17 protein-coding genes are annotated in these 20764 nt (G+C 54.0%); 7 read left to right on the plus strand and 10 right to left on the minus strand.

What is annotated here, in order from left to right:
* Positions 1-23: 23 nt before the first annotated feature.
* The 3 genes from ACR0L4_RS19115 (at position 24) to ACR0L4_RS19125 (ending at position 5362) form a co-directional block, all read left to right on the plus strand.
* Entirely contained in the window at positions 24-1151 is a 1128-nt protein-coding gene (locus ACR0L4_RS19115) for a polysaccharide biosynthesis/export family protein (protein ID WP_170754116.1), read from the plus strand.
* A gap of 170 nt (positions 1152-1321) precedes the next feature.
* Positions 1322-2917 carry a GMC oxidoreductase gene (locus ACR0L4_RS19120; protein ID WP_480514661.1) on the plus strand — a complete coding sequence of 532 codons (1596 nt, stop codon included), beginning with the start codon at positions 1322-1324 and terminating at the stop codon, positions 2915-2917.
* Between the two features lie 849 nt (positions 2918-3766).
* On the plus strand, positions 3767-5362 hold the full coding sequence (locus tag ACR0L4_RS19125) for a glycosyltransferase family 39 protein (protein ID WP_480514662.1): 1596 nt from the start codon (positions 3767-3769) through the stop codon (positions 5360-5362).
* On the opposite strand, the gene ACR0L4_RS19130 is transcribed toward ACR0L4_RS19125, so the two are convergent.
* The 10 genes from ACR0L4_RS19130 to ACR0L4_RS19175 form a co-directional block, all read right to left on the minus strand.
* Entirely contained in the window at positions 5338-6123 is a 786-nt protein-coding gene (locus ACR0L4_RS19130; RefSeq protein ID WP_480514663.1) for a ChbG/HpnK family deacetylase, read from the minus strand. The two genes, ACR0L4_RS19125 and ACR0L4_RS19130, sit on opposite strands and share 25 nt — an antisense overlap.
* Positions 6101-7096 carry a glycosyltransferase family 2 protein gene (locus ACR0L4_RS19135; protein ID WP_480514664.1) on the minus strand — a complete coding sequence of 332 codons (996 nt, stop codon included), beginning with the start codon at positions 7094-7096 and terminating at the stop codon, positions 6101-6103. Before ACR0L4_RS19135 ends, ACR0L4_RS19130 begins: the two co-directional genes overlap by 23 nt.
* The gene (locus ACR0L4_RS19140; RefSeq protein WP_480514665.1) at positions 7093-7479 is read right to left on the minus strand and encodes a GtrA family protein; all 387 of its coding nucleotides are present in this window, start codon (positions 7477-7479) and stop codon (positions 7093-7095) included. The genes ACR0L4_RS19135 and ACR0L4_RS19140 overlap by 4 nt, the downstream gene beginning before the upstream one ends.
* Before the next feature lie 320 nt (positions 7480-7799).
* Positions 7800-9053, minus strand: a complete 1254-nt coding sequence (locus ACR0L4_RS19145) for a glycosyltransferase family 4 protein (RefSeq protein WP_480514666.1) — start codon at positions 9051-9053, stop codon at positions 7800-7802.
* Entirely contained in the window at positions 9050-9922 is an 873-nt protein-coding gene (gene rfbA, locus ACR0L4_RS19150; RefSeq protein ID WP_480514667.1) for a glucose-1-phosphate thymidylyltransferase RfbA, read from the minus strand. The genes ACR0L4_RS19145 and rfbA overlap by 4 nt, the downstream gene beginning before the upstream one ends.
* Positions 9919-10770 carry a dTDP-4-dehydrorhamnose reductase gene (rfbD, locus tag ACR0L4_RS19155; protein WP_480514668.1) on the minus strand — a complete coding sequence of 284 codons (852 nt, stop codon included), beginning with the start codon at positions 10768-10770 and terminating at the stop codon, positions 9919-9921. Before rfbD ends, rfbA begins: the two co-directional genes overlap by 4 nt.
* Positions 10771-10852: 82 nt before the next feature.
* A complete protein-coding gene (rfbB, locus tag ACR0L4_RS19160) occupies positions 10853-11893 on the minus strand; it encodes a dTDP-glucose 4,6-dehydratase (protein WP_480514669.1) in 1041 nt (346 codons plus the stop codon).
* Positions 11890-12450, minus strand: a complete 561-nt coding sequence (gene rfbC, locus ACR0L4_RS19165) for a dTDP-4-dehydrorhamnose 3,5-epimerase (protein WP_480514670.1) — start codon at positions 12448-12450, stop codon at positions 11890-11892. The genes rfbB and rfbC overlap by 4 nt, the downstream gene beginning before the upstream one ends.
* A gap of 114 nt (positions 12451-12564) precedes the next feature.
* Positions 12565-13725 (minus strand): Gfo/Idh/MocA family protein, encoded by a 1161-nt coding sequence (locus tag ACR0L4_RS19170; RefSeq protein ID WP_480514671.1) that lies wholly within the window; start codon positions 13723-13725, stop codon positions 12565-12567.
* Between the two features lie 221 nt (positions 13726-13946).
* Entirely contained in the window at positions 13947-14843 is an 897-nt protein-coding gene (locus tag ACR0L4_RS19175; RefSeq protein ID WP_480514672.1) for a sulfotransferase family protein, read from the minus strand.
* A gap of 540 nt (positions 14844-15383) precedes the next feature.
* Between ACR0L4_RS19175 and ACR0L4_RS19180 the strand changes: the two genes are divergently transcribed.
* The 4 genes from ACR0L4_RS19180 (at position 15384) to ACR0L4_RS19195 (ending at position 20729) form a co-directional block, all read left to right on the plus strand.
* Complete coding sequence (locus ACR0L4_RS19180; protein ID WP_480514673.1) at positions 15384-17561, plus strand: GumC family protein; 2178 nt, start codon at positions 15384-15386, stop codon at positions 17559-17561.
* Positions 17562-17782: 221 nt separating this feature from the next.
* Positions 17783-18898, plus strand: coding sequence for a glycosyltransferase family 4 protein (locus tag ACR0L4_RS19185; RefSeq protein ID WP_480514684.1), 1116 nt, complete (start codon positions 17783-17785; stop codon positions 18896-18898).
* Entirely contained in the window at positions 18895-20307 is a 1413-nt protein-coding gene (locus tag ACR0L4_RS19190) for a GMC oxidoreductase (RefSeq protein ID WP_480514674.1), read from the plus strand. Before ACR0L4_RS19185 ends, ACR0L4_RS19190 begins: the two co-directional genes overlap by 4 nt.
* A 14-nt stretch (positions 20308-20321) precedes the next feature.
* Positions 20322-20729 carry a hypothetical protein gene (locus tag ACR0L4_RS19195; RefSeq protein WP_480514675.1) on the plus strand — a complete coding sequence of 136 codons (408 nt, stop codon included), beginning with the start codon at positions 20322-20324 and terminating at the stop codon, positions 20727-20729.
* Positions 20730-20764: the final 35 nt, after the last annotated feature.

Below are 20764 nucleotides of genomic sequence, written 5' to 3' on the forward strand. Positions count from 1 at the left end.
TTTCGCCAAATTGGGCAGTGAATATGCGTTTCAAGATCCATATTATGGTGCTGATCAGTCTTGCGCTGATGACAGCTTCGTGTTCACGGGGGCGCTTGCCCGGTGGTGCGCCGGTCAGCGAAGAAATCCTGGATCAGGCCGATGCCGAGGATCCCGGATTCGCCCTCTATCCGGTCACCCGAGCCTTTCTACCAACCGCTGCGCAATGGCCACCTACCGGTACGCAGGAAAACCTTCGCTGGATCGGGGCCAGCCAGGGTGCAAAAACCCAGATTATTCAGGCCGGCGACATGCTGACACTGCGGATCTGGGACAGCAGTGAGAACTCGCTGCTCACCTCGATCGAACAAAAGCTGGTGCAGCTGCAGGATGTCACCGTGGCCTCAAACGGTACGATCTTCATGCCTTATGTCGGAAATGTCAGTGTCATTGGCCTGACCCCGGACCTGGCTCGTGAAGAACTTCAGGCCGCGCTCGAAGCGATCATCCCCTCGGCGCAGCTGCAGCTGGATATGACCGAGGGTCGTAACAATTCGGTGGATCTGGTCAGCGGCGTGGCACAGCCGGGCATTTACCCGATGCCCGACCGCAATTTTACGGTGCTGGGGTTGATTTCGGCGGGGGGCGGCATCAGTTCAAACCTCAACAACCCGCAAATCCGGTTGGTCCGTGGCGGGGCTATCTATGGCACATCAATCGAGCGTCTGTTGAACAACCCCCGGCTCGACACGCTGTTGCGCAGCGGCGACCGGGTGTTTGTGGAAGAAGATGAGCGGTATTTTCTGTCATTTGGAGCCACAGGGCAGGAAGCCCTGCACATCTTTCCCAAGGATCATGTTTCGGCCATGGACGCGGTATCGATCATGGGAGGGCTTCAAGACAACAAGGCAGATCCGAAGGGCCTGCTGATCCTGCGCGAATACCCTGGCGCGACAGAGAAGGAGGGGATGACGGGGCCCGAACAATCGCGGGTGGTCTTTTCGGTAGATCTGACCAGTGCTGACGGGTTATTTTCCGCACGGAAATTCCAGATCAACCCGGACGATCTGTTGATCGCCACGGAATCGCCGATCAACGATGTGATAACCGTGTCCAACGTCATTGGTAACTTTGTTGGTGTGTTCAACGCGACCAGCAATATCGGGAACTAGAGCGTTTTCGAGTTTCTTGAGTTTCGTGCGTGCTGTAGTCCGGATCGGCTTTGGTAAGACATCGTTCGACCTGATTTCCGTTGTTGGATTTTGCTTGAGTTATTTTGGCAATTACTTATCTAACTACTCTATTAGCCAGTGTTTTCTTTTTTGAGTTGTGAGTCACTGTTGTGATCCTTGATGCTTTGAATCTTGAAGATGGTGCGCTTCTAGAAGCGGATATCTGCATTGTTGGTGCCGGGCCAGCTGGCATCACGGCAGCTTTGGAGTTAGCTAAAGCGTCCCGCTTGAAGATATTGCTGCTTGAAAGCGGTGGCACATACCTCGAAGACGAAACCCAAGATCTTTATGCCGGACCCAATCTGGGACGCCCCTATGAGCCGATCAACCAATCGCGTCTAAGATTCTTGGGGGGATCAAGCAACCACTGGGCTGGATATTGCATGCGGCTTACCCCTTTGGATTTTGAAGGTCGTGACTGGATTCCACACTCGCGTTGGCCGATTTCGTACGAAGATATTGAACCATATTACGGTGCAGCAGCAGCCTACGTTCAGATTCAGCAGGATCGCAGTTTTGATTTCTCCTATTGGGCAGGCAAGCTTGAAGGAGAGATAATCAACTGGAACAGCGATATCCTGCAAAACACGGTTTCCTGCTCAAGCCCGCCCACACTCTTTGGATTCGAATACGAAGAGGCGCTTGAGGTGGCGGCTAATCTGACAGTTTTGTTACATGCCAACGTCCTGGAGATTGAAACGAACGATACGGCTAGTGTTGTCACTGGTCTGAAGGTCGCCTGTATCGACGGGCCACAGTTCCGGGTTCAGGCTGACAGTTATGTATTGGCGCAGGGTGGTATCGAAACTGCGCGCTTGCTGTTGTTGTCTGATAGTGTGGCCAAAAATGGTCTTGGCAATGAGCATGATCAGGTCGGGCGCTATTTCGCTGATCATGTTGCAATTCGACCGGCGCTGTGGCTTTGGCCGAACATGACAGAGCGGCAACTTAGTCTTTACGATGGGGAAGCCTCTCTCGACCAAGGAGGGTTCTGGGCCACGGCGACCTCGTCCGAAGCATTGCTGCGTCAAGAGGAGATTGGCGGTTTTATGTTTCATTTTCTTGATGCGGCATTGGCTCCAGGTGTGCGGTCCAGCCGTATGTTGCGTCGGTCACTGCGCAATGGGAATTGGCCGCCGTCCTATTTATCTTCGCATATTCTTAATGTTTTTACAGATCTCGACGACGTTGCCGGTTCGGTCGCGAGCAAACTGTCGGGTGATGACAATCTGTTTGAACGGAAATGGCTTGGTCCATGGCTTAGCATAGAATGTATTCCGAACCCCGACAGCAGAGTGGTTCTGGTCGATGAAACGGACCGCTTCGGACAGCGCCGCACTGGGCTTGATTGGCAGCTAACCGACCACGAGCTGAGGACCTTCAAAAGATCAACCGAACTGATGGTACAGGAACTGGGGCGCCTTGGATTGGGTCGATCATGGACGGAGGTGTTGCGGGATGATTTCGCGCTGCCAAATTACCTTCCTAAAGGTAAGCACGCTATCGGTACAGCCCGTATGTCCGAAACTCCGCATAGCGGCGTGGTAGATGGAAATTGCAAGGTTCATGGAATGTCGAATTTGTTCATTGCAGGCAGTGCGGTGTTCACGACTGGAAGTTACGTGCAGCCTACGTTTTCGATTGTGGCCTTTTCCATCCGACTGGCTGAGCACCTCAAGGGGCTTCACCGGGTGAAAAATCTTTAGGGGGATCAATATGAGACGCCGTGATGTCTTGCTTCTATCAGCCGCAGCTTTGGTTTGCGACACACTCCCAGCTAGTGCCAAGCCGCAAGCCATTAACAGCGCTGCTGAAATCGGCCGCTGGCTGATCCAAAATCGGCTTATACCTGCCGACCGTGCGGCTCTTAGCTCGAGTCTTGGTTCTGCCTGTACGCCTGTTGCGGCACGCCAAGCGATTCAGGCTGATTTTGCCGCGGGCCGTACTGTTTCGGTCGATGGATGGGTCATTAGTGAAACTGAAGCGCGTTTGTGTGCGTTGGCTGCGCTTAGCATGCATCAGAGGGCGGGCGTATGAACTGCATCACCGGGACCACAACGGTAGTTGTTCTGCTGTCGGTGTTAACCTATGTCTTCATCCCGGCCAGCCTTTTCACGTTGACAGCGGTCTACACCGTCGCAGGTCTATTTGTCATTTTCCTGTGCCGCCGACGTTCGCGCTAGGCTTCAGAAATAAGAAACATGATAGTTTCACGCGAGGAAGGCTCTTGACGGGGATGCTGGGCGCGGTTCTGACTCCGAAATAGTCGTCAACCTGCCCGGAAGTGACTAAGAGATCGGTCCTGATGTTTTGGGCTCAACTCCAGAACACGTAGGCGCGGAGCATAAAAGCGCGCGCCGTGTGCTGTGACGCTGACTTGGTGTTGCCTAATATGGCCTGGGGCAATCGGTAGGAAAATTCAGAGTGTTATAGTGTCGGCAAATAAGGGAACTTGGTAGCTTTGTGCCTTGGTTTGGTGTAGCTAGTTAGCACTATAGTGGGCCTGTTATAAGCAAGCCAGAATTTGTCGCTATTTCATGGGTACGGGTTCAATTATGAGTTGGTCGGATGCGGTTGGGTCACAACAGGCCGATATGGATTTCAAAGTTGCTGACTTCTGGACAAAAGCTGCGGATGTGCTCGCCGCGACACTTATTGTGCTCACGGTTGGATACCTTGCGGTTTTGGCGGCGGCTCGATCACTTCCTGGCTACGGAACGGAGAATGATTTCATCGGTAGTATGGTTGGTGAAGCCGCCCGGGTTCTGAACGGCGAACCACTCCAGACCAAATTTCACCCTCCATTTTTTTCCCTGACCTTGGCGACCGTGAATAGCGTGGTCGGGGATTGGTTTATAGCCGGGAAGTTCATTAGTTTGATCTCGGCAGCAATTACGTTGATTTCGACACACATCTTTTTTCGGCTTCTTTTTAACGCCTGGGTAGGTCTTGGCGCTGTGATCGGGTTGATTTCCGGAGCGGTGTTTTGGGAATACGCCGTGATGGCCACATCCGATATCTATATGCTGGCGCTCTATAGTCTGACCTTAATGATGGCGGCTCTGGCCGCCAAGCGACAGCGCATCACACTCTGGTTCGCTGTTGGGTTCATAATAGTGCTTACCTTGATGACCCGTACCAACGGGGTAACGCTGGTACTTTTGTTGGCCTTGCCACTTCTTCAGGCAGATACCCCCAAAAAAATCACCGCCTTTTTAGCCAGTCTCGCGGGTTTCGCTATCGCAATCCTTGGTTTCATCGGATTCGCTTTTGTTACCGGATCCAGCCTGATGCCCGAAGGCACCCATCACAACCTCGCGCTCACCTATTTTACTGAGGAGCGTATATCCTGGGAAGGCATGATCGAAGCCCGCTCACGGTTCAACAGCCTGTCTGAGGTGCTACTCTACGACCCTGCAGCAATGGCAAAGGGGTTCTTGCGCGACCTTTATGACGTGGGGGTCAAGCAAGCGCCCTACTTGGCAGGGCCAATCCTTGCCCTCTTGTTCCTGCCGGGGCTAATCATCGCGGGTCTTTACAGACGCGGGCTGTTTTTCCTGGCTTTTCTGGCCATTACTGTTGCACAGCTTCTTCTGGTGAACCTAAAAGCTTATGAACCGCGTTACCATATCTATCTTATGCCTTGGATCGGCGCTGGTGCGGCGTTTTTCTGTATCTGGTTGTTTGATTTGCGAAAATCCCCGGATATAGCGAGTCGTATTATTGTTATAGCCCTTACAGCAGCTATCCTGATTGGTCCCGTCCTAGCGGCGCGACATACCAGCAGAATTGTGGCCGCAGGCAGTAATCCAGAGCTTGCCAATGTGCTCAATAGGGTAAGCGGTGAATTAGGTGACGGGGATACGGTTTTCGCGCGTAAGACGCACCTCGCTTTCTATACTGGTGCAGAACACATCCGGCTTTGGGACGCAGACACCGAAGACGAGCTACGCGAGTTCTTTGATCAAGCCGTAGCCGAGGGTCGTCGGGCCGAAGACGTTCATCTCTTCATTGGTATTATGGAGCGTCGGAAGCGCCCAGGTGTGACAGCGTTGGTTGCGTCTGGTCTTGATTGGCTAACGCCCGTAGTGGCGGAAGAAGGGGCGAGAGGTTGGACGCTTTATCGCTATACTCCATCCTCAGGCACTTGAGAGGCCAAAAGCGCGGCTTCGAGCGTACGCAGGCGTGGGGGATGGCCCGGCACTTGTTGCGGATCATTGATGTCACCGGGGTGGACCATGAACCATATCGGTCCCGGGGCAGTTGAGACCAAGGATGGCATTTGTGCCAATTGGGTTTCTAGGGCTGCAATTGCTTGGTCAGGGGATTGTATTGGAAGGACTCCTGCAAATCTCCAGTTGGTCTCCACACCCTTTGCCGCCGCCGCAGCGGCAATGCCGCGTCCAAGCATGGCCAAGACGCGGGCTTTGGCATTCTCTGGGCGATCGATCGGTACCATACTGCGCACTGGCCGACTGTCTTCAACAGCGGCGGCCAAGACTAACTCGCGTAGAACTGGAAAGGCATGCACATGTTCATGGCCGTCGTAGAAATCGGGGGTGCGATGGAACAATTCTTCAAAAAGCACTCTTTGCTCAGCCAGCCTTTGCCTTGCCGTATCCCGCCCGATGCCAAGGGTGGCTGCCAATAGTAATTGGCCTCTCGATGGGCGGGGAGCTTCCCCGGGAGGAGCATAAGTAAGATTGAAGTGAAGGCCAATCCCACCAGCCGGAGCAACCTCCAGCAGTTTTTTTGCTGAAGCCTGACTGCAAGTTTCGACCAGAACTGATACTGCATCAATCGCGCCGTTTTTCAGAAGTCTACGCATGACCCTGTCATGACACCCACCCAGCCCATAGTCGTCAGCGATTAGTTTGAGGTTAAGTGGCCTAGGATTTAACATCTGCATCATGTAAGTGAGCGATCACTGGCTCGTGCTCTATCTGGAACAGGTCAATTGTTTCACGCAACAGATAAGTCGGACGCTGTTTGGCTTCGAGTAGTGCCTTGCCAACATATTCTCCGATTATGCCCAAGCACAAAAGTTGAACTCCTCCAAAAAACACCACGAGAACTACAATCGATGCAAACCCGGAAAACGGCGACCCAAAAATCAGTCGTTCACCTACAATCCAAACCAAATAGAGCATGCTGAGCGAGCAAATGAAAATACCACTAAGTGAGATCAGCCGGATTGGAGCGACTGTAAAGGATGTCAACCCATCAAGTGCAAGCTCAAACAATCTGAACGGCGTAAATCGGCTCGGTCCGTCGCCATGTCGCTCCTCAATGTCAAACGGAAGGCCAATTTGGCGAAACCCAACCCAAGCATAAAGTCCTTTGAGAAACCTTTCGCGCTCGGGCAGACTGCGAAAAGCATCAATTACTTTTCGATTCAGAAGCCGAAAGTCACCCGCATTTTCCGGAATTGGCGCGCGCGCGCCGAGATTGATGAGCCAGTAATAGAACCGCGCCCCCATGTTACGGCTACGACCTTCGCGAGCACGGTTTTGTTTAAAGAAATAGACCAGATCATAGCCCCGTCGCCAAGTTTCGATCAGATCACGTATCCGTTCGGGGGGGTGCTGGAGGTCGGCATCCATCATGATTGCCGCATCGCCTTTCGCGACGTCGAGTCCGGCAGTCAAAGCGGCTTCTTTCCCGAAATTTCGCGACAAAATCAAAAGCTGGGCTGGCCAGTGAAAGTTGAGTGCCTGCAAACTATTGCAAGTGGCGTCTCGGCTGCCATCGTCGACAAAAATGAGTTCGAAACGCACCCCCGCCTTCATTGCAATGTCGGGAAGATTTTGCCGCAGCCGCTCAGCTAGTGCGTCGAGAACATCCGCCTCATTATAGCATGGGATTATTAATGAGATCAGAGTCATCTACTCCTCCCAATACGGGTGAAAATGAGCATACGACTGACTATGAAATTGACCGCCACCGAGGCAACTAGGGCTATCGCCAAGGCGATCGCGGTGGTAAATCCGAACAGGCCCAACCACTCAAAAACAGCTATGCGGAACACGTAAATTAGGACGGTACTGGTCAAAAATGCGGCCAACCGGCCGCTATGCAAGTCGCTGGAGTTCAGATCAGCAAAAGTGATTTTCTGGTGGATTACGTAGACTGTGCTGCCTGAAATCGTCATTGCTAGGCCGAGGGAAAGCCAAGGTGCCAAACCCAAATTGATTAAGCTAAAGGTTACAGCAAAGTCGATAGTTGCCCCAATCACCGAACCAATACTAAAAAAAAGAAAACGCTTCATATACAATTTCATCAAGCGGTTAGTCGACCACCGATCCTAAATATCGACACTGAGTGATTACTACTTAGTTCAACGCAGTGAATTGAAGCAAGGCTTTTGACCGAGTGATGCCCTTGATGAAACGTTCATCTTACAACGGGTTTATTGTTGATCTTTGATTGAATCCATTCCGTTTCAAATCCGATTTTCGGCTGAAATATTTGCTTTGTTTAGTGGGACTGGTATAGCCGTTCGGTTTCAATTGTTATCCAAAGAGGCATTATTGTAACTCAAACAACCCTATCATCCTGCGCGCAGGCGAAGGGGCCGCTGACCACGCTTTATCCCGACATCCCGATCCGCGCTGCCTTCGGGACCAGACTGTTCATACGAGCAATGTGTTCAGGCAGGCAGCGGGTCAGGAAATCGTATTTTTCGACCACATGTGCCCGCGCCGCCGGGCCTATATGGGCGTAGGCTGCAGGATCGGCCAGCACATCGATCACTTGATCGGCCAGTGCGTCGTGGTCGAAGAAATCCACGAGCAGGCCGGTTTCGCCGTGGGTGATTGCCTCACGGACCGAGGCCACATCCGATGATACCACCGTGGCCTGCATCGCCATCGTCTCCAGCAGTGACCAGGACATTACGAACGGCATGGTCAGCGCTATGTGGCAGCGGCTGAGCTGGACGATCTGGCAATAGTTGGAATAGGGTACCTTGCCCACGAAATGCACCCGGTCCCAGTCGAGAAGATGGCCCACCTCGGCCTCCATCTCACCACGGAAACCACCGGGATGGCCGCTTTTGCGGCCATAAGACGTATCATCACCGCCGATGATCACCACGCGCGCATTGGGGCGTGCTTCCAGAATTTTCGGCAGGGCCCGCATGAAGATGTGGAATCCACGGGCGCGCTCCATGTTGCGTGCCATGTAGGTAAAGACCTCGTCTTCGCGCGTCAGCGATCGCCCCAGCCGTCCCAGTGACAGGCTGGCCTGCGGGTCGGGCCCCAACAGGTCGGTTCGGATACCGTCATGGCAGGTATAGAACTTGTCGTGGAAACTGTCAGGAAAGGTGTTCTTTTGCCATTCGGTGGGCACATGGCCCAGATCGACCGTCTGGATATTGGCAAAAGGCACCGCGTTGCGTGCATGCAGCAGGAAGGGTGTGTGTTCCGACACCGGCTCCTCGGGATCAAAGCCAACCATTCCCCCGGTGCGGATGTAGAAATATTCAAAGAAGCCCAAGATTGGCACATCCGGCCAGATTTCTTTGAAAAAGAGCAACTCACCCCAACCGGAATGGCCCAGCACCAGATCCGGTTTGAAACCTTCTTGACGCTCAAGCTGGCGCGCTACCATCGCCGCACCAAAGCCCGCGCCTGTGGCCTCTTCCCAGACCTTGGACAGGCCATAAGCATCATTGGTTGGCACGTGATGAGGCTTGTAGACAACGGATTTGACCCCGGCGATTTGTGGCGCAGGGTTGCGTTGGGTCAGAAAGACCAGCTCGTGCCCGCCCTGTGCTGCCAGCCACTGGATCAACTCGCGGTATTGGCCAGGCATGTTCTGATGTACGAACAGGATCTTCATTTCAAAAGCCCTTCCAGATAGGCGCCATAGGTATTTTTGGAAAACATCTCTGCCCGATTGCGGAGCGCCTGTTCGCTGATCCAGCGCTGTCGCCAGGCGATTTCTTCGGGGCAACCAGCCTGCAAACCCTGTCGTTCCTCGAGCGTGCGCACGAAGTTGCCCGCGTCCAGCAAGCTTCCATGAGTGCCGGTGTCCAGCCAGGCATAGCCGCGCCCCATGGTTTCGACCTGAAGGTTGCCGTCGTCCAGATAGGTTTGCAGCAGATCGGTGATCTCAAGCTCGCCCCGGGCCGAGGGTGTCACGCCGCGTGCGCGTGCAGGGGCTGTGCCGTCGAGGAAATACAAACCCGTCACCGCATAGTTCGAAGGCGGCTGCGCCGGCTTTTCGATGATTTTACGCGCCCGGCCATCGGTGTCGAAATCCACCACACCATAACGTTCGGGGTCGGCCACGTGATAGCCGAAGACGGTACCGCCCGTCTGTCGCGTATCGGCGGTAGCCAGCAGGTCCGGCAGGCCATGGCCGAAAAAGATATTGTCACCCAACACCAGCGCACTGGGGGCACCGTCCAGAAACGTCTCGGCCAGCAGATAGGCCTGCGCCAACCCGTCAGGGCTGGGCTGCATCACATAGGTCAGGCGGACCCCCCACTGGCTGCCGTCACCCAGGGTTCGTTTGAACTGATCCTGATCTTGCGGCGTAGTGATGATGCAGATGTCACGAATGCCTGCCAGCATCAGAACGCTGAGCGGGTAATAGATCATCGGTTTGTCATAGAGCGGTAAAAGCTGTTTGCTGACAGCCATGGTGATCGGATAAAGCCGTGTGCCGCTGCCGCCTGCCAGTATGATCCCTTTGCGTGTGCTCACCGGATCTCTCCCAATTCTGCCAGAATATCTTTTAAACCTGTTTTCCAGTTCGGTCGCTTAATGCCGAATGTGGCCGCCAGTGAGGAGCAATCGAGGCGGGAATTGAGCGGGCGGTGTGCGGTGGTCGGATAATCGGCGCTGGAAATATCCACGACGTCGCATCGGGTCCCTGTCTGGGTGAAGATTTCACGCGCGAAATCCGCCCAGCTGACATCAGGCGTGCCCGCATAGTGATAGATTCCTGACTTATCCGGATCGGTGCCAAGCTGTGCGACCATATCAAGGCAGGCTGTCGCGATATCGCGGGCGGGTGTTGGTCCGCCGATCTGATCGGCCACAATGGTCAGACGGTCCCGCTCGCGGCCCAATCGCAGCATGGTTTTTACGAAATTCGCCCCATGCGCCGACACCACCCATGACGTGCGCAGAATGGCTGTCACGCCTCCCGCAGCGGTGATGGCCTGTTCACCCGCCAGTTTTGAACGCCCATATGCGCCAAGTGGAGCGGCTGCGTCTTCGGGCCTCCATGGGTGTTGGCCGGTGCCGGAAAACACGTAATCGGTTGAGATCGAGACAAAGGGAATGCCCAAAGCTGCACTCGCTTGCGCCATTTCTCCCGGTGATATGGCATTGATGGCTGTGGCCAGCCCCTCTTCCTCTTCGGCTCGGTCCACAGCGGTATAGGCTGCCGCGTTGATAACCGCTTGTGGTTGCGCCGCGCGGATGGCCGCCGCGCATGCGCTGGGGCTACTCAGATCCGCAGCCGCCCGGTCCAGGCATTGCACCTTGGGATGCCGTGCCAGCTCGCGTGCCACCTGCCCGGTCTGCCCAAACACCAGGATGGTCATGGGCGCGGTCTTTCATTCCGTTCGGAAAATCGGGTTTTCATGCCTCCGGCGGAGGTATTTTCAGCCAGATGAAGCAGGTGGATCATGCTTTCACCCCCAGCCTTTGCCCCACGCCATCCCGGTTTTGCAGCGCCCGCCACCAGGCTTCGTTGTCCAGATACCACTGAACCGTTTTTTCCAGCCCTTCTTCCAGCGAGACCGAGGGCCGCCAGCCCAGTTCCTCGCGGATGCGGGTGGGATTGATCGCATAGCGCAGATCATGACCCGGGCGGTCGGTGACAAAGGTGATCTGGTCTGCATGGGGCGTGGCTTTGGGGCGTTTGGCATCCAGGATCGCACAGATCATCTGCACCAGCTCGATATTGCGGACCTCGTTCTCGCCGCCGATATTGTAGGATCGACCAATCTTGCCCCGCTGCACCACCTGCAACAGCGCCTCGGCGTGATCTTCGACATAAAGCCAGTCGCGTACATTCTCGCCCCGTCCATAAACCGGGATTGGCTGTCCGGCCAGCGCATTCAGGATCACCACCGGGATCAGCTTTTCGGGAAAGTGATAGGGGCCGTAATTGTTGGAGCAGTTGCTCAGCACCACCGGCAGGCCATAGGTCTCGTGCCAGGCGCGCACCAGATGATCGCTGGCCGCTTTGCTGGCCGAGTAGGGCGAACGCGGATCATAAGGCGTATCTTCGGTGAATTGCCCTGTCTGCCCCAGCGAGCCATAAACCTCGTCAGTCGAGATATGATGAAACCGAAAGCTACCCGGCTTTTCCTGCCCGAGCCAATAGGCACGCGCGGCCTCAAGCAGGGTATAAGTGCCCGTCACATTGGTCTCGATAAAGGTTCCGGGCCCATCGATTGAGCGGTCCACATGAGATTCCGCCGCCAGATGCATCACGGCGTCTGGCATATGCTCGACAAAGACCGCATCCAGTGTCGCGCGGTCGCGGATATCGGCCCGAACGAGGGTATAATCGGGGGAATCGGCAATCGGGGCCACGTTTTCAAGACAGGCCGCATAGGTCAGCGCATCCAGGTTGATCACCTGATGCCCGTCGCGGATCGCCCGCCGCACCACGGCGGATCCGATAAACCCGGCCCCACCCGTGACCAGCAGCTTCATCCCTTATCCTCCCAGACAAAGGGGCTGTCGAAATCAGCCAGGGCCGGGGCGGTCGTGTCTTTGTCACTCAGCACCGGGTTCCCTTTGAGGCCCCAGTCGATTCCGCAGCTATCCCAGCGTACGGCCCCCTCGCACTCTGGCGCATAGTAGTCGGTGCATTTGTAGTGAACCTCGGTATCGGGCACCCGGGTGACGAAGCCATGCAGAAACCCTTGAGGCACCAGAATCTGGCGGCCATTTTCGGCAGAAAGCTCGACCCCGATCCATTGTCCATAAGTGGAAGAGCCTTTGCGGATGTCCACCACCACGTCGAACAACGCCCCGCGCCCGCATCGCACCAGCTTGTCCTGCGCGTGTGGCGGGGCTTGGTAATGCAGCCCACGAATGGTGCCGGCCGTGGCCGAGAGCGAATGATTGTCCTGCACGAAATCGAGGTCGATACCAGCCTCGGCCATCGTGCGTCGGTTCCAGCTTTCGCTGAAGAACCCCCGCGCATCCCCAAACCGCGCCGGTGTCAGGATAAGGACACCGGGCAGGGCGGTTTCTTCAACTTGCATGCTCGAATAGCCTTCTCAAAATCTTTCATTTGAATAGCAATCGGTCGGCACGATGTCACGGCTCACAAGAGGTGATGGTTCCGGCTTGTGGCGTAGTGCGTTCAACGAACCAACCTAAAATGCGGTCATGGGCTTTACGGGGCTTGGGGTAGTGGTTGGGAAATACTCGGCACCAAATATTTCGGGGTGCTGGATGGCCAGCGAAACCTCGGTGATGTGCAGTGAGAATTCACCGGCCAAGCGCGGCGTGGCACCGTTGCGTATCGCGTTAGCCATTTCTGCAACCCCCAGCGCGAAATCCATCGGATAGCCCCGCTTGGCTGTGTGTATTTCCCGAGAGCTTTCAGGCGTGACCCGCCGACCGAAATCAAGCCCAAGGAGCTTTTTGGCACCACGCCGGAATCTGGTCGACGGCACAGGTGATGAGCGGACAGGGGAAGAAAAATCCCATGTTTCGGCCAAGCTTAGCACGCCGTCTTCGCAGAAAATGCGGAACTGGTGGTCATGTGGTGCCAATATGCTGTTGGTCAGCCGGGCCGCCAGGCCATTGTCGAACTCCAGGCAGGCCACGGTAAAATCTGGAGTGGAATAATTCGGCGGAGTATGCGAGCCCTTGTCCGGAACAAGACAATTGGCAAAAGATACCATCCGGCGCACCGGTCCGAACATGCCGACCATCCATGTCAGAGCATAGCCTGCATGTTCCAGCGTGCATCCGGTTTCGAACTCATTCTCAGCCGGCCAATATGCGCCCGACGCCGTTTTCCAGTTCTCGTAACCAATCCGATGCACCATACCATCATCCATCTCGGCATAAATCAGTCTGGGCTGCCCTCGTTCACCGCTGCGCACGGCCTTGTAGAGTGTCTGCGCCGCGGTTCCCAAAAAGCTGGACGGGGCAGAAACCACATGGAGACCCTGTTTTTCGGCCAGTTCGACCAGTTGTCGGGCTTCACCGAAATCAAGCGCCAGTGGCTTTTCGGAATACACATGCCGTCCTGCCTCAAGGCATTGTTTCGTCACCGTGTAGTGCTGATCGGGTGGGGTCAGATTGACCACGATCTCGACGTCGGGGTTTGCCAGGATGTCTTCAATGCTGTTGAATTCTTGTAGGTCGTAATGCTTCGCATACTGTCGCTGCCGGGTTGTGTTGCGGTCGTGAACGCCGCGCAGATCGAGATGCCGTGCCCAGTTGGCGAGCGCGGCCTGATATAGATCAGCCACATATCCACATCCGACGAACGCAATTCCGACACTTTTGGTTTCGACAATCATGAACGCGGCGTACTCATATCACAGTGAAACCAAGATGTTTCGGACAATATAGATAAGCAAAAAAATTGGACAACATTTAGCTACTTTAACAGCATACAAAGCCCAATTACTTCTACTTTTCAATATGGGGCATGATTTCTCCAATGGCGTGTTGGGTTTTATGCGTTCGCATCAGGGTTTTTGAGCGAGTTGAGGAGAGGATCCCAAAACCAATCAGGTCTCTAAGCCTGTTGTCGTTCAGCAGGAAAGCTTTCCCACGGCAAGGATTGGCGGCCCAGCATTTGCGCTAACCCGCACATTTCATCTGCCAGTTCGGCGGCGAGACGCTCGCGTGTCTCGGGTGAAGGTTTGGGGATTTCTTTCCGGAGATCTCGCTTGTTTAGGTTCAATGAGGCGGCAACCGGCGGAAGGGATTTAAATCTCTCTAACGCAGACCCAAAACCTGCGCGCCGAAGCTTGTGCCCGCCTGCTTGCAGAACCTTCTGCAACCCGGCCCGGCGATACGCGACACTTTCATTGGCGCTGGTGCGGGAAGCATCGATTTCTGCGTTCGCGTCCACCCCCAGAAAGTCATAGACTTTGCGAACTGACACCGCCTGGTCCTGGATGATTTCCTCAAAGATAAGGGGCAAAATTTGGTCTTCAGGAAAGACGGCACGCCAACTTGCCAGATGTGTGGCATAACGACCTTGTTCCATATAGCAGGGATTGTTTTGTAGGCCTGTTTCAAAATCCAGGCTTTTGGTAAAGTGCTCGGCTCTTAGCTCGTGCAGATGATTGGAGAACGCCCGCGCGATGGGGTCGCGGAAAATGACAATGATCCGCATATCCGGATTGTAGGCGTAGGCGCGCGTCGCGGCTGATGGATGATAGAAATACGATGGGGATGTTTCCCCCCGGGCCTCACAGTCAGTACCATCGACAAAAAACCGTTCGTACCATTCGTAGCCACGGTCAAAGTAAGAGGAAAAGAAATCTATTTCCTTTGGGTCAGTTGTAAATATCTGCGGATGCGCATTCAGAAGATCATGCAACCATGATGTGGCGCATTTTTGAACACCGATACCAATAAATGTCGGTTTTTTTGAACACTTCATTTCAATTTCAACCTTCGGCATCACCAAACTAGAACAATAAAGTACTTCCCGCCCCTTGAGGCTTACTTGCTGGACGGGGATTGCCTTCGGACCATTTCCAAGAATGTCGTTAAGGGCAAGTGAGAATTTAAGAGCAGTTACAGTTTGGCCAAGGCGATCCCCGAAGCGAGGCGGCGGTTGGTTTGGAAACGCGTGAATTGAACCCTACCAACTAACAGCCAACAGAGACATCGCACCAGTTTGGCAAGGATTTTAAGTTCAACTGTGTAAATGGCGCGATGCATGAGAACAATGATGTAAATTTCCTCGAATTGAGGTTTGTTTGTAAACATTTATGAAAAGTGCGGCACAAATCTGGCTGCAGGTAACGTCCTGACTTTTCAGCGGCTGGAATTGGCTGTAATCTCCGAGATTGAAATATGGTTGTGCCCACGGGTGAATTTCGCCCAAAAGTAGTGATTGTGAACGAAAGAGCGTTGTTGTGACCCGCGGGCCTGCTTTGATCTTTTGATCCTGTGAAAAAGTATGAACAAAGCTATACCGCCTGACAGAAAACTGAACATGCGTTTGCCGACTGCTGCAGGGTCTCCTCCCAAGACGCTTGAGTTCATGGATGTTGTGACTGCGTTGCGCCGTCGCATCGTTCTGATTGCAGCGACGGCGTTTATCTGTCTTTCCTGTGCAGTCTATTATCTCATGTCGATCACGCCGACTTATACATCCGGCGGTCAACTTCTGCTGGGCGGGCAGGGATTGAGCGAGCAGAACTCTTTCGATCTTGTCGAAGCCCAAGTCCTCAGCAATGCAGTGATCGAAGGTGAGATCGCGATCATGCGGTCCAACGATATTCTGATCAATGTTGTGCGCAAGCTGAGGCTGGATGAAGATCCGGAATTCAATCCCAGCCTCAGGGAAATACAGGAGCCTAATCTGGCAATGACGGCCCTTACCTGGTTTAAGGATACGGTCAAATCGGTGATCAGCCCGTCTCGGCAGGAGATGGGGACCGGAGCGGTTACAGGTGCTCCGGCAAACTCGGAAATTTTTGAAGCCGCCTCTCTAAATGACCAATTGGTCGGAGAGCTTGGATCTGCTGTTAGCACCGTCCGTAATGGTCTGTCTATCCGACAGCAAGGCACATCATTTCTGATGTCAATCGAGTCCACTTCGGAAAGCCCACAAAAGGCTGCGGCGATCGCGAATACGGTCATGAGTGAATACATACGCTTTCTGGCCGACAAGCGGTTTCAAGCGGCAGGCCGGTTTACGGCCTGGCTGGAAGGCCGGGTTGAAGAACTGGCCAGCAACGTAGAGGCCTCGGAACGGGCTGTGCTCGAAATGCGCGGCGCGATGGAAGCGGATGCCGAAAACGGCGCGCGTTTGGAACAGCAGATGCAGGAGTTCACGACAAAACTGGTCAACGCTCGGGCAGAACTGGCGCAAGCCGAAGCCCAAGTTCGGCGTGCCACGCACATGAACAAAACCGAAGGTCCGCTGGCGACAGCCAATATCCTAACCAGCGATGCGCTGAATAATTTTCGCAGAACGCTCATTGAACTGCGGCGCGAGGAAGCAGCGGAATCCCAGAACTTTTCGGAAGACTCCGCGCGGATGGCATCGATCCGGCGTGCGATTGCAAAAAACGAAGCCGACCTGACTAACGAAGTCGAAAACCAGTTGCTTCAACTGAACAACCGCGTCGAAACTCTCAGGCTCAACGTCAGAACTCTTGAGGTTAGCTTGCGTAGTTTCGAGGGTCTGAATTTGGAACGCTCAAAGCAACTAATTGAATTGAATCAGTTGCAGCGTGTGGCTGACATCAACCGCAACGTCTACGAAGACTTCCTTGGGCGCTACAGGGAGATCAGTGAGTTCCAGAAAATCCCAATCTCGGATGCCAAGGTTGTCAGATATGCCAACCCGCCATCAAGCCCATCACATCCGCGCAAGAAAGTCGCGGCGGTTCTGGTTTTGGTCGGAGGCCTGTCGCTTGGTGCGGCGCTGGCGCTGGCGCTGGAATGGCGACCCAAGAGGCTTTCGACCACCCGGCAGGTTTTCAGCGAAACGGGATTGTCAGTATTTGGCAGCACGCCGCGTTTATCAAAAATCGGGTCGGCGCAGGATTTGCTCGGCCTTCTGTCCAAGAACAAAGTACTGGCGGATGCAGCCCTGCGTCTGACGGACAACGTCAACCTGCATACCGAGTATGCCTTGCGGTCCATTTTTGTGACGTCGCACAACGCAAATGCAAGCAAGACATATACGTCTGTGCTGCTGGCCTGGGCCAGTGCCCAGATCGGCAAGAGCTGTGTTTTGGTGGACGGAGATTTCCGGACTGCGCAATTGACCAAGAGCCTTGGAATTCTGGACAAAGCTAATTTCATTCCGGCAATCCACAGTGACAAGCCATTGAATGAATGCGTGCTGGCGACAGCCTCGGACGGTGGTTTCGACTGCATTGGCACTCAGATTTCGACGGCGGACCCATCGATCATCTATAATGCTGATCGGGTTCAGGAATTGATCACTTTGCTTAGTAAGATTTATGACGTAGTGATTATTGACGCACCGGGACTTGAAGATACTTCAAATAGCTTTGCCAGCCAAAGCACGCAGGATCTTGGGATTTTCACGATTGAAGCGAATAAGGTAACGTCGGGGGAAATCTTGGGGAGCCTCGATATATTCAAAGAGATGAACCTGAGCGGATCCGGTGTTGTTCTGAACGGATCGGCATAGATACAAGATTGGGTTCTGAACAAATTTCTCCTGAATGTGGAAGTGGGAAGGGCCTTGTTCTCAGTTGCGAAAATTAAGAGGAAATATCGGGACTTTTCTGAATAATTGGTGCTGACATTGCGGCTACGCGAGCTGTTTTTAACGAGGCTTTTGACATGAAAATTCTGGTATTGGCACCTCAGCCTTTCATGGTGCAAAGGGGGACACCCCTTGCGACGAAGATGTTGTTGGAAACGCTGTCGCGTCGTGGATACGACATTGATGTCATGATATTCGCCGAAGGTGAAAATATTGAAATCGAACGTTGTAGTTTTACCCGAGTGCCCGCATTAATTGGATTGCGAAATGTCCCGCCGGGTTTCTCACTAAAAAAGCTGCTGTGTGACTGCTTGATGTTTCCAATGATTTTCTGGAAACTCTTGATGAATCGGTATGACCTGATTATCGCCGTCGAAGAATCCGCGTATTTCGCAATGCTGTTGCAACCGTTTTTTCGCGTACCCTATATTTGTGATGTAGACAGTTCCATCCCCGAACAGATCACCGACAAGTATGATATTCCCGCATGGGTGCGATGGGCGCTTGTTTGGGCTGAACGCGTGGCTACCCGAAATGCCGTTGGAGCGATCACCTGCTGCCAGGCCTTGAAAGACATTGTCGTGGATCATGCACCGAATCTTCCGGTGCAGGTTCTGGAAGATGTCACGATGTTGTCGGATGCAGATGAAGATGAACGACCTCAAGATCTTGAAACCGATCAGCCTGTTATCATGTATGTCGGAAATCTTGAGGGGTATCAGGGTGTGGACCTGCTGCTCGAAAGCTTTGCTCTGATCGATCAGCATGAGACGCCTGTTGAGCTGGTCGTCGTTGGCGGGTCTGATGCGCATCTGGCACAATACAAGGCGAAGGCACAGCGACTGGGTGTTGCGGACAGAGCCCGGTTTTTAGGCCCGCGCCCGGTGGAAAAACTGGGGACCTATCTGCGCGCCGCCGCGATTACAGTTTCACCACGCATACAAGGCCGTAACACACCGATGAAGGTCTATTCCTACCTTGATAGCGGGCGTCCGCTGGTCGCGACCCGTCTGGCAACTCACACGCAGGTGCTAGATGACACGATTTCAGTGCTTGTGGATCCAAATAGCAAAGACATGGCGCGGGGGTTCGCTACATTGTTGCGCGACCCAGAATTACGTACGCGTATGGGGGCAGCGGCCCGAGCACGCGTGGCACAGGAATTCAGTCCGAATGCCTATGACCGCAAGCTCAGTAGTTTCTTTGAGCAAGAAATAGAGCCGCGCCTCGCAACAGGAACAAACAGGACGATAAGTTGAAACAGATATCCACAACAGAAGCGCGGAAGATCGGTTGGGACGTTATTCTGATCGGATCGAGCTTCGCCTCGTGTTTTTTTGCCTACAAGCTGAAGAATAAAGGGCTGAAGGTTCTGTTTGTTGAGCGTGGGACGTTTATTGATCACACAACTCAACTTGAGAACCGGTTGAATCCTATACCTTCTACTGTTGTACAAGAAAACAGTTCCGGCCAGCGCAAGGACTGGACCGTGCGCCACCAGTTCGGCGGGTGCTCGAATTGCTGGTGGGGGAATACGCCGCGCTTGCAGCCCAGCGATTTCGAGCTGCATTCGCGCTATGGCGTGGCGCAGGACTGGCCTATCTCGTATGCCGATGTCGAACCTTACATGGTCGAGGCAGAATACATCATGGATATCGCCGGCTCCGATCCGGCCGGTTATGCGCCGCGCAGTGCGCCGTTTCCCTTTCCGCCTCATGTCCCGACCCGCGCGGAACGCCGGATGTTTGAGGCCGAACCGAGCTGGCAGCCCATGCCATGCGCCCGATCCAACGGCGGACGGCGGGCCAATTGCTGTGCATCGGGGGTTTGCAACCTGTGCCCCATCGATGCCAAATTCACAATTCTGAATTCACTGGATCTGTTCGAGGATGACGGGTTCAATTTCCTGCTGAACGCCGAATGCCGAGCGGTGGAGACCGCTGCGGGGCAGGTGACGGGAGTTGTGGTCAATACTGCAGAGGATGGACCAATCACACTACGTGCCGATTTTGTCGGGCTGGGTGCGAATCCAATCTATAACTCGGCAATTCTTTTGCGGTCAGGTATTGGGTCCGATTTGGTTGGGCGTGGCATTCATGAACAGCTTGGTCAGGTTCTCTGGATCAACATCCCATTTGATAACTATTATGGTGGAACATCCATTACTGGGATTGGCTATGGGCTCTATGATGGCGATTTCCGTAGCGAGGCGGCGTCGGTACTTATTGAAAGCTGGAATGCCCCCCCTTCGATCCGTATAGAGCGAGGCAAATGGCTACAGCGACTTAGACTCAAATTGGTTGCAGAGGATATTCCGCAGGCAACTAACCGGGTAGTCTTAAAGAACGATGAGCCGGTCATTTTGTGGAGTGGACATAGTGACTACACTTATGCAGGTCTCGCCCGTGGACTTGAGATACTACCTTCATTGATACCGTTTGATCATGACATCGTCAAAATTGGTGGATTTCACGCCACAGAAGCACATATCATCGGTGGCACGCCCATGTCCGGTGATAGTTCGAATGGTGTTGTCGACAGGAAATGTCGTGTCTTTGGTGTGCCAAATCTGGCATGCTTAGGATCTGGCGTGTTCACGACTGGGGCGGCGGCCAATCCGACTTTGACGCTGGCGGCTTTGTCGCTTTATGCGGGGGAAATGCTATGAACATGCGACGGCGAATGTTCCTGATTGGAGGCGGCGCCATCGCAGCACTGGCCGCGCTTCCCTTGTCAATGGGTGGTACGATGCAGTTTTTGAGGCGTACGCTGCAAGATCACTTCGGGCAGGATGTTCTGAAGCTTGATGGGATAGATGACTTCGTCACAGAGTTTGCTTCACTGGCAGGTGAGGGTAATCCAACCAAGAAGCTAGCCGCAGAAATGTATTTTGCATGGTACGGTGATCGGGTACGGATGATCGGCCCGGCTGCAGCACTGCAGGACCGGTTTCTTTATACTATATTGACTAGAAGCAACATCATTGCGATCCAGCAGAACCGGGAAACCGAATTCGACTACGGATTCGTCGACCCTTGGGTGCCGGTATGCGGTCAATACCTGTCGGCTGCCGCCGACGAAACGATATGAAGCTAGATCATTCGAGAGTACGATTTTTGAAAACG

Source organism: Ruegeria sp. AB5, assembly GCF_056542645.1.

Bases quoted from the DNA above. Each gene is read 5' to 3' on its own strand.
- rfbD (WP_480514668.1), bottom strand. From the start codon at position 10,770: ATGACCATCCTGGTGTTTGGGCAGACCGGGCAGGTGGCACGCGAGCTG.
- ACR0L4_RS19140 (WP_480514665.1), bottom strand. From the start codon at position 7,479: ATGAAGCGTTTTCTTTTTTTTAGTATTGGTTCGGTGATTGGGGCAACT.
- ACR0L4_RS19180 (WP_480514673.1), top strand. From the start codon at position 15,384: ATGCGTTTGCCGACTGCTGCAGGGTCTCCTCCCAAGACGCTTGAGTTC.
- ACR0L4_RS19145 (WP_480514666.1), bottom strand. From the start codon at position 9,053: ATGAAGATCCTGTTCGTACATCAGAACATGCCTGGCCAATACCGCGAG.
- ACR0L4_RS19170 (WP_480514671.1), bottom strand. From the start codon at position 13,725: ATGATTGTCGAAACCAAAAGTGTCGGAATTGCGTTCGTCGGATGTGGA.
- ACR0L4_RS19135 (WP_480514664.1), bottom strand. From the start codon at position 7,096: ATGACTCTGATCTCATTAATAATCCCATGCTATAATGAGGCGGATGTT.
- ACR0L4_RS19185 (WP_480514684.1), top strand. From the start codon at position 17,783: ATGTTGTTGGAAACGCTGTCGCGTCGTGGATACGACATTGATGTCATG.
- ACR0L4_RS19195 (WP_480514675.1), top strand. From the start codon at position 20,322: ATGTTCCTGATTGGAGGCGGCGCCATCGCAGCACTGGCCGCGCTTCCC.
- rfbB (WP_480514669.1), bottom strand. From the start codon at position 11,893: ATGAAGCTGCTGGTCACGGGTGGGGCCGGGTTTATCGGATCCGCCGTG.
- ACR0L4_RS19175 (WP_480514672.1), bottom strand. From the start codon at position 14,843: ATGCCGAAGGTTGAAATTGAAATGAAGTGTTCAAAAAAACCGACATTT.
- rfbC (WP_480514670.1), bottom strand. From the start codon at position 12,450: ATGCAAGTTGAAGAAACCGCCCTGCCCGGTGTCCTTATCCTGACACCG.
- ACR0L4_RS19115 (WP_170754116.1), top strand. From the start codon at position 24: ATGCGTTTCAAGATCCATATTATGGTGCTGATCAGTCTTGCGCTGATG.
- ACR0L4_RS19130 (WP_480514663.1), bottom strand. From the start codon at position 6,123: ATGATGCAGATGTTAAATCCTAGGCCACTTAACCTCAAACTAATCGCT.
- ACR0L4_RS19125 (WP_480514662.1), top strand. From the start codon at position 3,767: ATGAGTTGGTCGGATGCGGTTGGGTCACAACAGGCCGATATGGATTTC.